Raw genomic sequence first — 16,502 nt, 5'->3', positions numbered from 1 at the left:
CTTCGCGTCCGAGAAATTACGAACATGATCAAATCACGAGCGGCCGTCGCCTTCGCGGCGAACCAGCCATTGCACATTGTGGAAATCGATGTAGCACCGCCGCAGGCCGGTGAGGTGCTGGTACGTATTGTTGCGACAGGTGTTTGTCACACTGATGCGTTTACCTTGTCCGGTGCCGATCCCGAAGGGATCTTCCCCGTCATTCTTGGCCACGAAGGCGGTGGTATCGTCGAGGCGGTCGGTGAGGGGGTGACGTCCCTGGCGGTGGGCGATCATGTGATCCCGCTGTACACCCCCGAATGTGGCGAGTGCAAATTTTGCACATCCGGCAAAACCAACCTGTGCCAGAAGATCCGTGCGACTCAGGGCAAGGGCCTGATGCCCGATGGTACCAGCCGCTTTTCCTACAAGGGCCAGCCCATATTCCACTACATGGGCACCTCGACGTTCTCCGAGTACACCGTGCTGCCGGAAATTTCCCTGGCCAAAATTCCGAAGGATGCCCCTCTCGACAAGGTCTGCCTGCTCGGTTGCGGTGTGACGACCGGCATTGGCGCGGTGCTCAACACGGCCAAGGTGGAGGAGGGCGCCAGCGTGGCGATCTTCGGTCTCGGGGGCATCGGCCTGGCCGCCATTATCGGCGCGACCATGGCCAAGGCCGGGCGGATCATCGCAATCGACATCAACCCGGCCAAGTTCGACATCGCCAGGCAACTGGGCGCTACCGATTTCATCAACCCGAAGGATCACGACACGCCCATTCAGGACGTGATTGTCGAGATGACTGAGGGCGGCGTGGATTACTCCTTTGAATGCATCGGCAACGTCAATCTCATGCGCGCGGCCCTGGAGTGCTGCCATAAAGGGTGGGGCGAGTCGGTGATTATCGGTGTCGCCGGCGCCGGTCAGGAAATCAGTACCCGTCCGTTCCAGCTCGTCACCGGTCGTGTCTGGCGCGGTTCCGCTTTCGGCGGTGTAAAAGGCCGCAGCGAATTGCCCACGTATGTCGAAAAGGCCCAGACCGGCGAAATCCCGCTCAACACCTTCATCACCCACACGATGGGACTTGAAGACATTAACAAGGCCTTCGAATTGATGCATGAAGGCAAGAGTATTCGCACCGTTATCCACTTCGATCGCTGATTGAATCGCCCTGGCGTCGAGCGTCAGACGTCTCGCGCACGGGCAAACCGCAATGCCCACCCACCTGGTTTTTAAAAAAGAGAGCATCAAAATGAGCATCTTCACTCACGTCACCGTCGGTACCAACGATCTGCAAAAGGCTCGCCGTTTTTACGACAACGTACTCGGCGCACTCGGCCAGAAACGCATCGCTGACCTGGAAGACAATGGATCTATCTGGGGTGAGAATGCCCCGTCCTTTTTCGTGCTGAAACCGGCAAACGGCGCTCCCGCCAGCGTCGGCAACGGTGTCACTGTCAGCTTTGAAGCACCGAATCGCGCCGCCATCGACGCCTTCCACGCGGCAGCGCTGGCCTGTGGCGGCACCGACGAAGGCGCTCCGGGGCCGCGGGGCTGGGCACCCGATGCTTATGCCGCCTATGCCCGGGACCTCGACGGTAACAAACTGGCCGCGTACTGTTTCAAGCCTGCCTAAGCTTTATTCGAGCGGCGGCGGCTGCCCTTCGTAACAGGACGTTATCGACCGCAGAAGTCGCCATTCAATCCCGAGCGATCTTGTCATTTGCCAAGGCTTAGGGCAGGGTCGATACCACTGACATCTCTGCCAAAGGAGTCACTCCATGTCAAAGCTCTATCCCAGTATCGATCCCGAGGGGCTGGTCGAGTACTCAGTGGTCTACACCGACCGCTCGCTCAACCACATGTCGCAGTCATTTCAAGGCGTAATGAAGAACATTTCCAGGACCCTGAAACAGGTTTACAACGCCCAGGCTGTTGCGGTGGTCCCGGGCAGCGGCACATTCGGTATGGAAGCGGTGGCGCGACAGTTTGCCACCGACCAGCAGTGTCTGGTGATACGCAACGGCTGGTTCAGTTATCGCTGGAGCCAGATCCTCGAGATGGGCAACATCCCGGCGGCCACTACGGTGCTCAAAGCCCGACCGGTCGAGACGGGGCGCCAGGCTGCCTACGCCCCACCCCCTCTTGACGAAGTGCTGGCCGCCATTGCGGCGCAGAAGCCGCAGATTGTCTTCGCCCCCCACGTTGAAACTTCATCAGGGATTATCCTGCCCGACGACTACCTGCGGGCCGTCGGCGACGCCGTGCATGCGGTGGGTGGCCTGTTCGTGCTGGACTGCATCGCCTCAGGCGCGCTGTGGGTTGATATGCACAAATGCGCAGTCGACCTGTTGATCAGCGCACCGCAGAAAGGCTGGAGCGCTTCCCCTTGCTGCGCCCTGGTGATGTTCAGTGCTTTGGCCCTCGAGCGCATCGAACAGACGCAAAGCAGCAGCTTCGCCTGCGACCTGAAAAAGTGGCTTCAGATCATGCAGGCTTACGAGCAGGGCGGCCATGCCTACCATGCGACCATGCCCAGCGATTCCCTCGCGCGATTTAACGACGTGATGAACGAGACGCAAGCCTACGGTTTCGACAAGGTCCGCGGCGAACAACAGGCTCTGGGCGATCGGGTGCGCGCCATGTTGACCGGCAAAGGCATCAAAAGCGTGGCCGCAGCCGGCTTTCAGGCCCCAGGCGTAGTGGTGAGCTACACCGATGATGCCGACATCAAGAGCGGCAAGAAATTTGCCGACCATGGCCTGCAGATCGCCGCCGGAGTGCCGTTGCAATGCGACGAGCCGGCTGATTTCCAGACCTTCCGCATCGGTCTGTTCGGACTCGAAAAGCTGCACAACATCGAGCGCACGGTCAGCACCCTCGAGCAGGCACTGGACGAGGTGATGGCTAACTGATCGAAACCATACATCGATTCAGCGGCCTCTGTGGTCGACTCATCGACAGGCAGCGTAGTCATTTGATCGTAACAACGACCTTGCCCTTGGCTCGTCCCTGCTCGACGTACGTCAATGCCTCTGCCGTTGATTCAAAGGTGAAGGAGCGGTCAATCACAGGTTTGATGATTCCGGCCTCAATGAGCGCGGTGATGTGTTGCAGTTGCGCGCCATTGGCCCGCATGAACACGAACGCGTAGCTGACGTCCCGCTTGCGTGCCTTGCGCCGAATACCAAGGCTCAGCAGGCGCATGACTTGCTTCAATGGCCAGGACAATCCTTGCTCCTGCGCGAACTGCGCAGTGGGTGGTCCCGAGATGGAAATGAGTTGGCCACCGGGCTTGAGGACCTTGAGTGACTTCTCCAGCACGTCCGCGCCGAGGCTGTTCAACACCACGTCGTAGTCGTGCAAGACACTTTCGAAGTTCTGCCGTGTGTAATCGATCACCCGATCGGCCCCCAGCGCCTTTACCCATTCGACATTCGCGGTGCTGGTGGTGGTCGCGACAAAGGCGCCAAGGTGTTTGGCGAGCTGGATGGCCAGGGAGCCGACACCGCCGGAGCCGGCGTGGATCAGCACTTTCTGGCCCTTTTTCAACTGGGCGGTTTCGACCAGCGCTTGCCAGGCGGTCAGTGCGACCAAAGGGATCGACGCGGCTTGAGCCATGTCGGTATTGGCAGGCTTCAGGGCGATTGCGTTTTCGTTCACGGCGATCAATTGGGCGAACGTCCCGATCCGCGTTTCTGGCGGGCGAGCGTAGACTTCGTCTCCTGGTTTGAAACGCTTCACCTGCGAGCCAACTTCAACCACGACGCCCGCCAGGTCATTGCCCAGTACCAGTGGAAATGAGTAGGGCAGGATCAGTTTGAATTCGCCTTTGCGGATCTTCGAATCCAGCACGTTGACGCTGCTGGCATGTACCTCAATCAAGACGTCGTGGACACCCACCGCGGGGGCGGGGACTTCGCCAATGCGCCCGGTGTTCTTGCCGTAGCGATCAATTAAAAATGCCTTCATCGTTGTGCGGCTCTTGTCGGTTGGAATGGGGGTGGGCGGTGCTTTTACGGCGTCGCGTTGATCAGGCATCAAGGAACGTCAGTGCCTTGTCCACAAAGTCAGCGTAGTGCTGGAAAATGCCGCCGTGGCCGGCATCCTCATAAATCACAAGTTGTGCATTGGGGATGCGGTTGGCCAGCCCAATCGAGTTAATGCTGGGCACCATGATGTCGCTATCGCCGTTGACGATCAGCGTCGGCGTGCGCAAGCGCCCGAGGTCTTGAGGGACCTGTTTGCCCCACGCGGTGATGGCTTTCAACTGCCGGAGAAAAGCGCTGGGCGTCGGGCCTTTATCGCGATTTTTTTGGCGTGCTTTCAGGCGTCGCAAATACTGTGAGGCGGATCGGCGGCCGTTGGGCGTTGAAGTAAAGAACAGGTAGAACTTGGGGTCGCGAAAGGTCAGCAAGCCTTTGAGCATCAATGGCCACGTCACCGAACCGACCTTGTCGATACCGGGGCCGCCGGCCGGTCCGGTGCCGGCGAGAATCAAGCGGCGCACCCATTCGGGCGCCTTCAGGGCGAGGTCTTGAGCGACAAAACCGCCGAGTGAAAAACCGAGCACATCAACTGTCTCGAAACCCAGCGCGCGTATCAGTTGAATGGCATCGTCTGCCATTTCGCCGACCGTCAGTGGCGCGGTTCCTCCAGAGCCGCCGATCCCACGATAGTCGGTGGCAATGATGCGCCTTGTTTGTGCCAGGCCATCGATGATCCCGGGGTCGAAGTTGTCCAGCACCGCGCCCCAATGGTTGAACAGTACGAGGGGCACACCGGTTGTGGGGCCGATGTCGCGATAGGCGAAGGGAATGCCGTTGACCGTGATCGACTGGTTCGCCGCATTGACGAACGATGTCGGCGAGCCAGCGGGGTTATTTGTATTCGTGGGAGTCATGTCTACTCCGAACAGCGGGCCGCTTTCGATGCAGTGCCTTGGGCGCCTGCATCGAATCCTGGCTGGGTGTTCGCTACAAAAAGATCACTGTGGGATTTGGTAACGCTGGGCAACCGCAGACTGGCGGATCTGCCCCAGCAGGCCCTGACGTACAGTCTGCAGGTCATCCCAGCGTTCAGCTTCGTGCAGCGGCGGGATCGTCACTGGCTCACGCCGATCAAAACCGACCAGTGCGGCATCCACCAGATCGCCCACTTCCATGATTTCGTTCAGGGTGTTGATGTCGATGCCGGAGCGATCCCAGATCTCCGTGCGGGTAGCGGCCGGCAGCACGGCCTGCACGTAAACGCCCAAGGGCGAAAGTTCCAGGCTCAGGCCTTGGGAAAGGAACAGCACAAACGCCTTGGTCGCACCGTAGACCGACATGCCGAACTCGGGCGCCAGGCCCACCACCGAACCGATGTTGATGATCGCGCCTTCGCCTGCTTTGGCCAGGCGTGGGGCGACGGCGCTGGCGAGCCGCACCAGCGCCGTGGTGTTGAGGGCGACCAATTGCGCAACACTGTCGGTGCTTTGGTCGATGAAGTTGCCGGACAGCGCGGCGCCAGCGTTATTGACGAGGATGCCGATACGGGCGTCGTCGCGCAGGCGTGCTTCAACGGTTGTCAGATCGCTGAGTTGGGTCAGATCCGCCGGAATCACTTCGACGGCGACGCCGTGTTCGCTGCGCAAGCGCGCTGCAAGTGCGTCCAGGCGTGCCTGGTCTCGGGCAACCAATACAAGATCGTGGCCGCGTTGCGCGAAGCGTTCGGCGTAGACGGCGCCGATGCCAGTGGAGGCGCCAGTGATGAGGACGGTAGGACGAATGCTCATGGGGTCATCTCTCTTTCAGGATGTGTGAAAACAAAAAAGCGCGGTCATTGATTGCTCAGCTTGCGATGGCGCCCGATTCAGCCAGCGTCGGGTAGTCGATGTAGCCTGCCGCGCCGCCGCCATAGAGGGTGGCGGGGTTGAAGGCGGACAACGGCGCGCCGCTCTTGAGGCGCTCAACCAGATCCGGGTTGCCAATGAACGGACGACCGAACGCAATCAGATCGGCCTGGTCTTCGGCGAGCCGCGAAGTCGCCAGGTCCAGGTCGTAGCCGTTGTTGGCGATGTAGGTGTTTTTGAAGCGCTGGCGCAGGGCGCCGAAATCGAATGGCGCCACGTCGCGGGGGCCACCGGTTGCACCTTCGACTGCGTGCAGATAAACGACGTCGAGGGCGTTGAGTTGATCGACGACGTAATCGAATTGCGCCCGCGGATCACTGCTGGAAACGCCATTGGCCGGCGACACAGGCGATAGGCGCACACCGGTGCGATCCGCGCCGATTTCATTGACGACGGCTGCCGTCACTTCAAGCAGCAGACGCGCACGATTTTCAATCGAGCCGCCGTAAGCATCGGTGCGCACGTTGGCGCTGTCCTTGAGGAATTGATCCAGCAAATAGCCGTTTGCACCGTGAATCTCCACGCCGTCGAACCCGGCGACGACAGCGTTTGCCGCGGCCTGGCGGAAATCGGTGACGATTCCCGGCAGTTCGCTGATCTCCAGTGCGCGCGGCTCGGAGACGTCTTCAAAGCGGTTGTTGACGAACACTTTGGTGGCGGCGCGCAACGCAGAAGGGGCCACGGGAGCGGCGCCGTTTTCTTGCAGATCAACGTGCGACACCCGACCGACATGCCACAGTTGCAGGAAAATTTTTCCGCCCTTGGCGTGGACGGCATCGGTCACTGTGCGCCAGCCATCTATCTGCGCCTGCGTGTAGATCCCGGGAGTGTCCTGATAACCCTGGCCCTGTCGGGAAATCTGCGTGGCTTCGCTGATCAGCAAGCCTGCGCTGGCCCGTTGGCTGTAATAGGTGGCCGCGAACTCACTTGGCACAAAGCCCTGGCCTGCGCGGTTGCGCGTCAGCGGCGCGAGGACGACACGGTTCGACAGCGTGAGGGCGCCAAGCGTGTAAGGGGTGAACAGATTCTGGTCGGTCATCGGGTATGTCTTCCGTGCCTGTTGATGGAGGTCGGTGGTGCGTGCAATTAGGATGATGATCGAAATCTAAACTGTCAACGGTTTTGATTGTGATCAACATCTATGTATCATTGGGCCCATGATTTCCCAGTGGACATGAGGTATTGCACGTGAGAGTGACCAAGGCCCAGGCGCAGGCCAATCGGGAGCACATCGTTGAGACGGCCTCTGAGCTGTTCCGTGAGCGTGGCTTCGACGGCGTCGGTATATCGGATCTCATGGCGGCTGCCGGTTTCACCCACGGAGGTTTCTACAAGCATTTCGGCTCGAAGGCCGACCTGATGGCCGAAGCCTCGGCCAGCAGCCTTTCCAAATCGCTGGAAGGTGCTGAATCGCTCGATGTTCCGGGCTTCATCGACGTCTATGTGACGAGGGAACATCGGGACGGACGCGGCAACGGTTGCACCATGGCCGCGTTGTGTGGCGACGCGGCGCGTCAATCGGATGATGTGAAAGCGACGTTTGCCGAAGGGATCGAGCACACCTTGCAAACGCTCGGGGACAAATATCCGACGAAGCCGGATGCCGCTTCGGGTGAGGGGAGAAAGAAAATGATCGACCTGCTGTCTCGTGCTGTCGGTGCAATTATTTTGTCACGTGCCTGCCCGGATGATTCCGCATTGGCGGATGAGATCCTTGAGGTGTGCCGCGCTGAAATGTTTGCTTCGTTGCCGGTCAATGACGTGGACGCGGTGTAGACCGGCAGTCACTCGACTTTGGTGCCCAAGAACATCTCAAGTGCCTCGTATGGCATCGGTTTGGCAAAGTAATAGCCCTGAATAATGTCGCAGCGACTGCCCTTCGCGTTGATTGAGATCGCTGCTGTACCACTGGAAGTTGTTGCGCCCTTGCTGCTTGGCTTTGTACATGGCCATGTCAGCTTGCTGGATCAGCTGCATCGGCTGCTCGATGTCACCATCACTCAGGGTGATGCCGATACTTGCACTCACGTGCAGGTCAATGCCCTGGAGGCAGTAGGGTCTGGCAATGCTGGCCATCAATCGCTCGGCCACCGGTACAACGTCCTCATCCCGAAGCAGATCTGGCAGCAAGACGATAAATTCGTCACCGCCCATGCGCACGATGGTATCCCCGGGACGAACCTGTTGGGTCATGCGCTGCGCCCAGAACACTCAGCTTCTATATTTCAGCGCCTCCACCAATGCAGAAAAGGCGGGAGAGGTCTGGCGTCTGTTGGGGTAATACAAGTGGTAACCCTGAAACTCGGGGCACCAGTCGGCCAGGACTTCTTTGAGGCGGCCGTCGGCCAGATACGGTGCGACCAATTCCTCGGGTACATAGGCCAGACCAATGCCATCAACGGCGGCATTGAGAACATGCATGATGCTGTTGAAAACCAGTGGCCCATCTGCCTTGACCGTAAACGCCCGGCCATCTCGTTCAAACTCCCAGGCGTAAATCGCCCCTGATGGCCTGTGTCGGATATTCACGCAGTCATGCCCGGTCAGTTCATAGGGGGTTGTGGGTGCCGGGTTGTGTTCGAAATAGGCTGGAGAGCCCACCACCGCCAACCGCCAATCCGGTCCTATGCGAACGGCGATCATGTCCTTGCTGATCGATTCGCCCAGGCGAATGCCGGCATCGAAGCGTTCCTCGACCACGTTGGTGAATCCATAGTCGACGTAGAACTCCAGGGTGATATCCGGGTAATTCTTCAAGAAGCCTGCAAGCATCGGCCGAATGCACAACTCAATCTGATCGTCGGTGCAGGAAATACGAATCGTGCCACTGGGCTTGTCCCGTAATTCGCTCAAGGCTTCAATCTCGACCGCGATCTGATCAAAAAGCGGGGCGATCGAGCGCATCAATCGTTCGCCTGCCTCTGTCGGCGACACATTGCGTGTCGTGCGGGCGAGCAGACGTATTCCCAGTCTTTGTTCAAGTGCCCGGATCGTATGACTCAGTGCAGAAGGCGTAATGCCCAGTTTGGCTGCGGCTTTGGTGAAGCTTTGATCGCGTGCCACTGCCAGAAAAGCTTGGAGATCGTTGACTTTGGTATGGGCCATTGCTGAGTTTTTCTCAAAAGCACATGAAGATTACACCTACTAATCAAGGTATCTCGAATCCGTCAAGCTCTGTCACCTATCTGGAACGGAGTACTAAGGATGAGCGAGACACCTGTATTCGACACCCCGACAGGTGATGCCCTCGGCACGCCGGGAACTGGGGAACGGCCGGCTTACTGGAGTGGCATCTTTGCGATGACACTGTGCGTATTCGCGCTGATCGCCTCCGAGTTCATGCCTGTCAGTTTACTCACGCCGATTGCGTCGGATCTGCACATCAGTGAAGGACTGGCCGGGTATGGGATTGCCATCTCCGGCGCTTTCGCGGTGCTGACAAGCCTTTCGATTTCCAGGCTTGCGGGCGCCATGGACCGCAAGACGCTGTTGCTGCTACTGACCGGGATTATGTGCGTGTCGGGGCTGGTGGTCGGTCTGGCGCCAAACTATACGGTGTACATGATGGGGCGTGCGCTGATCGGCGTGGTGATCGGCGGGTTCTGGTCGATGTCGGCGGCAATGGCCATGCGCCTGGTACCGTCCCATAGCGTGCCCAAGGCGCTGGCAGTCTTCAACGGCGGCAATGCGCTGGCAACCGTAGTGGCCGCCCCACTGGGAAGCTATCTGGGGAGTGTCATCGGTTGGCGGGGTGCTTTTCTCTGCCTGATTCCGGTAGCGATCATCGCATTGATCTGGCAGTGGATCAGCCTGCCAGCCATGACGGCGACGCCGCGTAAAGCGGGCACGGGCAATGTCTTTCGATTGTTGAAGAGCCGATTGGTCCGTTTCGGCATGTTGAGCGTGGGCATTTTCTTCATGGGGCAGTTTGTATTGTTCACCTATCTGCGCCCGTTTCTGGAGACCGTCACGGGTGTAGAGGTCTCCCTGTTGTCGATGATCCTGCTGGTCATCGGCGTGGCGGGTTTTGTCGGGACCCTTCTGATCGGCAGTTTCCTGAAAACCGGCCTGTACCGCGTCCTGGTCAGCATTCCACTCTTAATGGCCGCCATTGCACTGTCCTTGATTGTCCTTGGCGGTGGCGTCGTGGCTGCTTTTGTATTACTGGGGCTGTGGGGCCTGATCGCGACGGCGGCACCTGTGGGGTGGTGGTCGTGGTTGGCCAAGGCGTTGCCCAAGGATGCTGAAGCCGGTGGCGGCCTGATGGTGGCGGTCATTCAGCTATCCATTGCCCTGGGCTCTACCCTCGGCGGGCTGTTGTTCGACGGGAGCGGCTATCGCATGACCTTTCTCGCCAGCGCTATCTTGCTGGTGCTCGCGGCAGTGATGGCCTTGTTCACATCGCGAAGCACCGTCAATCAGTGATGAACTCAAAATTGTCCTTGTCCGTTTGACGAGCCGGAACCCTGTGCCTAGGGTTCTTGCAGGCATTCAGTCGTCAGACTGGCGTGGTGCCAACTTGCTCAGAACAAACGAGGTGGACATGAACAGGACGTTTAACCGGGGCTGGACATTAGTTGCGGCACTTGTCGTGGTGGGTTCAACGCTTTTCACGGGATGTGCGAGCAAGAACGATCCGATCACACAGGCAGACAAGGCTGATGTGGCCAAGGGCGTACCCGCGCCGAGCCTCGAACAGACGAAGGCTATCGCCGAGGAAGGCTTTATCTACGGCCTGCCGCTGGTGATGAACTACGCCGTGATGAACGAGTTCGCGGTGGACCCCAAGTCCAGCCAGTTCAAGGCGCCCTTCAACCGACTGTATAACGAACATCGGGTCGCGACGCCCGCTGACACTGCCGTCATTACGCCAAACAGCGACACTCCATACTCGATACTTTGGACCGACCTGCGTGCCGAGCCTCTGGTGATCACCGTGCCGGCAGTCTCCAAAAAGCGCTATTACTCGGTGCAGCTGATCGACGGCAACACCTATAACTTTGGCTACATCGGCAGCCGGGCAACGGCCAGCGCGCCCGGGAGCTATCTGATTGCAGGCCCTGACTGGAAAGGGGCGACACCGCCTGGCATCGATAAAGTGTTCACCTCCACGACCCCCTTTGCCCTGACGTTGATCCGGACCCAGTTGTTCAATCCAGCCGACATGCCCAATGTCGAGAAGGTTCAGGCGGGTTACAAGGTCCAGCCGCTTTCAGCCTTCCTCCATCAACCAGCGCCGCCCGCGGCCCCGAAGATTGATTTCGTACCGGCCACCACGGCGGGGATCAAGGACAATTTCTTCGAGTACCTGTCGGCCGCGTTGGAGTATGTGCCGCCATCGGCTGACGACAAGCAGATCCGGGCGAAGCTGGCCAGCATCGGCGTAGGCCCCGGCCGGCGCTTCGAATTCAAAGACCTCTCGCTCGAACACAAAGCGGTAGTCTTGCTGGGAATGAAGGCCGGCGATGAGAAGGTGGACCAGTTTCTCTCGAGCGGCATGAAAAACATCAATGGCTGGAACGTCGGTGCGTTCTTCGGCGACCAGGCGTTCTACAAGGCCGACTGGCTGATGCGTGCCGGTGCCGCGAAGGGCGGCCTTTACGGCAATGACGCCGTTGAGGCGATGTACCCCTATACCCGCACCGACGGCAACGGCCAGACGCTGGATACCAGCAAGCGCAACTACACGCTTACCTTCCCGGCCGGCAAGCTGCCGCCGGTCAATGCCTTTTGGTCGGTGACCCTGTACGACGGCAAGAGCCAACTGCTGATCAAGAATCCGCTCAACCGTTACCTGATCAATTCGCCGATGCTGTCGGCCATGAAGAAAAACACGGATGGCTCACTGACGATTTACATCCAGAAGGACTCCCCCGGCAAGGCCAAGGAAGCCAACTGGCTGCCGGCACCTGACGACACGGTCTATCTGGTGATGCGTCTCTACTGGCCGAAGACCGCACCGCCTTCGATTCTTCCCCCTGGCGAAGGCAGCTGGCAGCCACCGGCGGTGGTGGTATCGAAGTAGTGCGACCCCTTGCTGACACTCGCTGCAAGTGGGTGTCGGCAAGTGCTGCTTTTGCTGTGCAGGTGTGCAACAACCCTCATTCCGTCGCCCCACGTGCCCATCTCGTTTTTGCCCGCTACAATGCGCACCTACCGTGATAACCAGATAAAAAATATGTCTCTTCCCAAACATCACCTGGAATTGCTCAGCCCCGCCCGTGACGTGAGCATCGCTCGCGAGGCCATCCTGCATGGCGCCGACGCCGTGTACATCGGTGGCCCGAGCTTCGGCGCCCGGCACAATGCCTGCAACGAAGTCAGCGATATTGCGCAACTCGTGGAGTTCGCCCGTCGCTATCACGCCCGCGTGTTCACCACGATCAACACGATCCTGCATGACAACGAACTGGAGCCGGCGCGCAAGCTGATTCACCAGTTGTACGATGCCGGCGTCGACGCGTTGATCGTTCAGGATCTGGGGGTGATGGAGCTGGATATCCCGCCGATTGAGCTGCACGCCAGCACCCAGACCGACATCCGCACGCTGGCACGGGCGAAGTTTCTGGACCAGGCGGGTTTCTCCCAACTGGTATTGGCCCGCGAGCTGAACCTGCAAGAGATTCGCGCCATCGCCGACGAGACCGATGCCGCGATCGAATTCTTCATCCACGGCGCGTTGTGCGTGGCGTTCTCCGGGCAGTGCAATATTTCTCACGCCCAGAACGGTCGTAGTGCCAACCGGGGCGACTGCTCCCAGGCCTGTCGTTTGCCTTATACCCTCAAGGACGACCAAGGCCGCGTCGTCGCCTACGAAAAACACCTGCTGTCGATGAAAGACAACAATCAGAGCGCCAACATCCGGGCGTTGGTCGAAGCCGGGGTTCGCTCGTTCAAGATTGAAGGGCGCTACAAGGACATGGGCTATGTGAAGAACATCACGGCCTATTACCGTCAGCGTCTGGACGACGTGCTGGAAGACCGCCCGGACCTGGCGCGGGCCTCCAGCGGCCGCACCGCGCACTTCTTCGTGCCCGACCCGGACAAGACCTTCCACCGTGGCAGCACCGATTACTTCGTCACTGATCGCAAGATCGACATCGGCGCCTTCGACTCACCGACCTTCACCGGTTTGTCGGTGGGCGTGGTGGAGAAGGTCGGCAAGCGTGATTTGCAGGTGGTGACCTTCGAGCCGCTGTCCAATGGCGACGGCCTTAATGTGCAGATCAAACGCGAGGTGGTGGGTTTCCGCGCCAACATCGCCGAGCCCAAGGGTGAATTCCTCGAAGACGGCCAGAAGCGCTATCGCTACCGGGTCGAACCCAACGAGATGCCAGACGGGATGTTCAAGCTGCGGCCCAACCATCCACTGAGCCGCAACCTTGACCATAACTGGCAGCAAGCCTTGCAGAAGACTTCTGCCGAACGCCGTATCGGTTTGAGTTGGGTGGCCCGTCTGGATGAGCAGCGCCTGCAATTGACCGCCACGAGCGAGGAGGGCGTCAGCGCGAGCCTGTCGCTGGACGGTCCGTTCGGTCTGGCCAACAAGCCGGAGCAGGCCTTGGAGCAACTGCGCGACCTGCTCGGTCAATTGGGCACCACGGACTACCACGCCACTGCCATTGAGCTGGATGCACCCCAGGCGTTTTTCATTCCCAACTCGCAGCTCAAAGCCTTGCGTCGCGAAGTGATCGAGGCATTGACCGCGGCCCGGCTGCTCGCCCACCCGCGAGGTCACCGCAAGGCCGAAACCACGCCGCCGCCGGTGTATCCGGAGTCGCACCTGTCGTTCCTGGCCAACGTCTACAACCAGAAGGCCCGGGACTTCTATCACCGCCACGGCGTCAAGCTGATCGACGCGGCGTTTGAGGCTCATGAAGAAACCGGGGAAGTGCCAGTGATGATCACCAAGCACTGCCTGCGGTTCTCTTTCAATCTGTGCCCCAAGCAAGCCAAAGGCGTGACCGGTGTGCGCACCAAAGTCGCGCCAATGCAACTGGTGCACGGTGACGAAGTGCTGACCCTGAAGTTCGACTGCAAGCCTTGCGAAATGCACGTCATCGGCAAGATCAAGGGCCACATCCTTGACCTGCCACTGCCGGGCAGTGGTTCAGAGCCGGTGGTGGGTTACATCAGCCCTGAAGACCTACTGAAGACGATTCCTCGCGCGCCGCATTGAGTGACGGGCGAGGCAGAGGTCATCGTCAATGCCGATGACCTCTGCACTCGACGATCAGGCTTGCGCCGCACTCATGCCGTCAGTGGTCACGGATTTTTTGCGCACCGCTTGATAAAGCAGGCTCGACACCATGAAGCCCACGACGGCCAGCAGGCTCATCAAGGTGAAGACATAGTTGTAACCCTGTTCACCGGGGAAATGATCGAGGATCGCGCCGTAGATGACGTAGGCAAACATGCCGGGCGCATAGCCGATCAGGCAACCGATTCCGAAGGCCGAGCCGGTGATGTGTTGGGGAATGCCGACTTCACCCATGGGCGCCCAGAACACCCCGCGCATGGAGAACACGATCAAGGCGAAGGACAGGGTGGCAGCCATGCCCGCATAGATGAAGCCCGGGCTTTTCGGAATCAACATAATTACGCCCATCAGCGGCAACAGCGCCAGGAATGCCCACTTCAGGTAGCGACTGGTGCTCTTGAATTGCTTGTCGGCAATAAAACCGCCGGCAGGTCCGCCGAGGATCTTCAGGAAGTACTGGTTGATGATGCCGTAGGCGCCCACCAATGCCACGGGCAACCCGTACATTTCCTTGAGGTAGGGAATGAAATAGGTCAGGCCGCAATAGACGATGTAGACCATGAACACGTTGAGGCTGACCAGCCAGATGCCTGGAACCTTGATCGCTTCCATCAGGTTCGCCAGGCCATTCTTGGGCTTGGCCACCGACTGCGCGTTGCCGCTCTTGAGCAGGAACCAGGTCAGGGTGCCGGCCAAAATGTCGATGACCGAGTAGAACAGGATCGCCGACTTCAGGCCGGTTTCGCCCGAACCCATGGCGACGAACACGCCCAGCGCCGAAAACGCCACCAGTGTATCCACCACGCCACGCCCGCCTTCGAGCAGGCCGAACAACCGGCCTTGCTCCTGATCGTCACCCAGGTTGCGGATGGCTTTGAGCAGCGATGGCCAGAACAGGCAGTCGGCGCACACGGCTAACAGACTGAACACGATCAGTAAATTGCTGAAGGGCGGAAAGGTCGCCAGGTACAACCCCAGGCCACCGGTGCCGATCAGGCCGAGGGGGATCAGCTTGCGCGTGTCGTAGCGATCGGCGAGCAGGCCGCCCAGCACAAACAGCGCAGTGGCGATGATCGCGTTGGCACTGAGCAGCATGCCGATTTCAGTGTGGCTCAACCCCATGAATTCCTGCATGGGCACGTAAAAGGCGTCCTTGAGGTTGGCCAGTTTGTAGATGGTGCCGCCCCCGAGGATGAGGATCAGGAATCGGAGCCACTTGGCCTTGTTTTGAGTTGTCATTATTGTTCTCCGGGCGTAATCGGGTCGTCAGGGTCAGGCGTTGGAAGGGCTGGCCAGGGTCAGTTCGGCCAAGGTGCGCAGTTCGGCCAGCAGGCTACGGACATAGGCGACCTGGTTGTTTGCCCAACGGTGTTCATCGGCCAGCATTTGCTCCAGCGAGAAGCCGTTCGGGAGCGGCGTTTCGCTCATCTCCCGGTAAGCAATAAACGGATCAGCGGCCTCGATGCTCTGGCGGAAGGCGGGGGCCACGTAGTGGTTTTCCTGCTCGAGAATGAAGGCGATCACCTGTGGGGTGGCTTCGCCCAGCATCAACAATTCGAACAGCAGGCGGGCGCTGGGTAGATCGTCTTCGTCGCTGCCCTGCAGTACACCGTAATGGCCGAAACCGTTGTGTTCGGGGACGATGCGTACGCCTTTCATGTGCGTCTGGCGGATGTGCGGCCCCAGGTTGCGCAGGGCCTGCAAAGGCTGTTCGCAGGCATTGATCATGTTGCCGAAGTCGAACAGGGCATGCAGGCGAGGGTGGTTGAGGCGATTGAGCAGTTGCGCGATTTCGCCGCTCTTGAGTTCTTCATGCTGCTCGAAGTCAAAGAACAGGTCGTGTTCATCGGCTTGCTGCGCGAGGTACTGCAGGTCGGTTTCGATGATCTCCATGACCTGTGACAGCATGCCCTCGTAACGCGAGTAAACACGGATGTTGCGCACCCCCAGCGCCCTGGCGATGGCGATCACCTGGTTGACATCCTTTTTCCGCGTGCTGCTGATTTCCAGGTGTACATCCAGCCCCAGCGCCTTGGCCTTGGCGGCAAACGCCTGGAGTTGCACGGGTGACATCTGGCTCAGGCTGTTTTCCTCGCCGTCGAGCAAGTGCAGGCTCAGGCCTTGCAGCTCGTGGCGATAGGCGAAGTCCAGCAGGTCGGCCGGGGTCACACGGCCGTGGGTGAGGTTGGTCAGTAGCGGGTAGGCGTGGGCAAACAGACGCAATTGCCCCAGACGCTCAAGCAACCGCCGGGCCAGTGCATCCGTGAGCACGGGGACAGCCCCGTCTTCGACCACTTTATGGCTCAGCAAGGCGTTGAATCGTTCCTGGATCTTATTGTTCATTAGAGTCGTTCCTGGTTCAGACAC

General features: G+C 59.4%; 14 protein-coding genes and 1 pseudogene. 7 read left to right on the top strand and 8 right to left on the bottom strand.

The genetic code is table 11. The features are described 5' to 3' along the window. The first annotated feature begins 24 nt into the window (after window positions 1-24). From H8F22_RS13975 to H8F22_RS13965, 3 genes are all read left to right on the top strand, one after another. The gene (locus H8F22_RS13975; protein WP_027925193.1) at window positions 25-1,143 is read left to right on the top strand and encodes an S-(hydroxymethyl)glutathione dehydrogenase/class III alcohol dehydrogenase; all 1,119 of its coding nucleotides are present in this window, start codon (window positions 25-27) and stop codon (window positions 1,141-1,143) included. Window positions 1,144-1,234: 91 nt separating this feature from the next. Next, window positions 1,235-1,618, top strand: a complete 384-nt coding sequence (locus H8F22_RS13970; RefSeq protein WP_027925194.1) for a VOC family protein — start codon at window positions 1,235-1,237, stop codon at window positions 1,616-1,618. A 145-nt stretch (window positions 1,619-1,763) separates the two neighbouring features. After that, window positions 1,764-2,897: an aminotransferase class V-fold PLP-dependent enzyme gene (locus tag H8F22_RS13965; protein ID WP_027925195.1), complete on the top strand. Its 1,134-nt coding sequence runs from the start codon at window positions 1,764-1,766 to the stop codon at window positions 2,895-2,897. 58 nt (window positions 2,898-2,955) lie between these two features. On the opposite strand, the gene H8F22_RS13960 is transcribed toward H8F22_RS13965, so the two are convergent. From H8F22_RS13960 to H8F22_RS13945, 4 genes are all read right to left on the bottom strand, one after another. Then, the gene (locus tag H8F22_RS13960; protein ID WP_059182628.1) at window positions 2,956-3,954 is read right to left on the bottom strand and encodes an NADP-dependent oxidoreductase; all 999 of its coding nucleotides are present in this window, start codon (window positions 3,952-3,954) and stop codon (window positions 2,956-2,958) included. A 61-nt stretch (window positions 3,955-4,015) separates the two neighbouring features. Further along, the gene (locus H8F22_RS13955; RefSeq protein ID WP_059182629.1) at window positions 4,016-4,885 is read right to left on the bottom strand and encodes an alpha/beta fold hydrolase; all 870 of its coding nucleotides are present in this window, start codon (window positions 4,883-4,885) and stop codon (window positions 4,016-4,018) included. A gap of 84 nt (window positions 4,886-4,969) precedes the next feature. Beyond that, window positions 4,970-5,758, bottom strand: coding sequence for an SDR family NAD(P)-dependent oxidoreductase (locus tag H8F22_RS13950; protein ID WP_059182630.1), 789 nt, complete (start codon window positions 5,756-5,758; stop codon window positions 4,970-4,972). A gap of 55 nt (window positions 5,759-5,813) precedes the next feature. After that, the gene (locus H8F22_RS13945) at window positions 5,814-6,914 is read right to left on the bottom strand and encodes an alkene reductase (protein WP_194940332.1); all 1,101 of its coding nucleotides are present in this window, start codon (window positions 6,912-6,914) and stop codon (window positions 5,814-5,816) included. Window positions 6,915-7,063: 149 nt separating this feature from the next. On the opposite strand from H8F22_RS13945, the gene H8F22_RS13940 reads away from it, so the two are divergent. Continuing rightward, on the top strand, window positions 7,064-7,651 hold the full coding sequence (locus H8F22_RS13940; RefSeq protein WP_027925200.1) for a TetR/AcrR family transcriptional regulator: 588 nt from the start codon (window positions 7,064-7,066) through the stop codon (window positions 7,649-7,651). Between the two features lie 84 nt (window positions 7,652-7,735). Here H8F22_RS13940 and H8F22_RS13935 read toward each other — a convergent pair. Together H8F22_RS13935 and H8F22_RS13930 are read right to left on the bottom strand one after the other, a co-directional pair. Further along, window positions 7,736-8,077: pseudogene (locus H8F22_RS13935) on the bottom strand (diguanylate cyclase domain-containing protein); the annotation flags it as partial. A 9-nt stretch (window positions 8,078-8,086) separates the two neighbouring features. Next, window positions 8,087-8,980 (bottom strand): LysR family transcriptional regulator, encoded by an 894-nt coding sequence (locus H8F22_RS13930; protein ID WP_027924822.1) that lies wholly within the window; start codon window positions 8,978-8,980, stop codon window positions 8,087-8,089. A 195-nt stretch (window positions 8,981-9,175) separates the two neighbouring features. Between H8F22_RS13930 and H8F22_RS13925 the strand changes: the two genes are divergently transcribed. From H8F22_RS13925 to H8F22_RS13915, 3 genes are all read left to right on the top strand, one after another. Further along, on the top strand, window positions 9,176-10,300 hold the full coding sequence (locus H8F22_RS13925; protein ID WP_194940395.1) for an MFS transporter: 1,125 nt from the start codon (window positions 9,176-9,178) through the stop codon (window positions 10,298-10,300). Between the two features lie 118 nt (window positions 10,301-10,418). Continuing rightward, entirely contained in the window at window positions 10,419-11,900 is a 1,482-nt protein-coding gene (locus H8F22_RS13920) for a DUF1254 domain-containing protein (RefSeq protein ID WP_027924821.1), read from the top strand. Window positions 11,901-12,053: 153 nt separating this feature from the next. Next, window positions 12,054-14,054: a peptidase U32 family protein gene (locus tag H8F22_RS13915; RefSeq protein ID WP_027924820.1), complete on the top strand. Its 2,001-nt coding sequence runs from the start codon at window positions 12,054-12,056 to the stop codon at window positions 14,052-14,054. Between the two features lie 54 nt (window positions 14,055-14,108). Here H8F22_RS13915 and H8F22_RS13910 read toward each other — a convergent pair whose 3' ends face one another. Both H8F22_RS13910 and H8F22_RS13905 read right to left on the bottom strand, forming a co-directional pair. Next, entirely contained in the window at window positions 14,109-15,374 is a 1,266-nt protein-coding gene (locus H8F22_RS13910) for an MFS transporter (protein WP_027924819.1), read from the bottom strand. 33 nt (window positions 15,375-15,407) lie between these two features. Further along, window positions 15,408-16,478, bottom strand: coding sequence for a sugar phosphate isomerase/epimerase family protein (locus H8F22_RS13905; protein WP_194940331.1), 1,071 nt, complete (start codon window positions 16,476-16,478; stop codon window positions 15,408-15,410). Between the last annotated feature and the right edge of the window lie 24 nt (window positions 16,479-16,502).

This window comes from Pseudomonas mucoides, assembly GCF_015461845.1.
Lineage (GTDB): Bacteria > Pseudomonadota > Gammaproteobacteria > Pseudomonadales > Pseudomonadaceae > Aquipseudomonas > Aquipseudomonas mucoides.
Note: the sequence above shows the minus strand (reverse complement) of the source record. Positions and strands in the feature narration are given on the sequence as shown.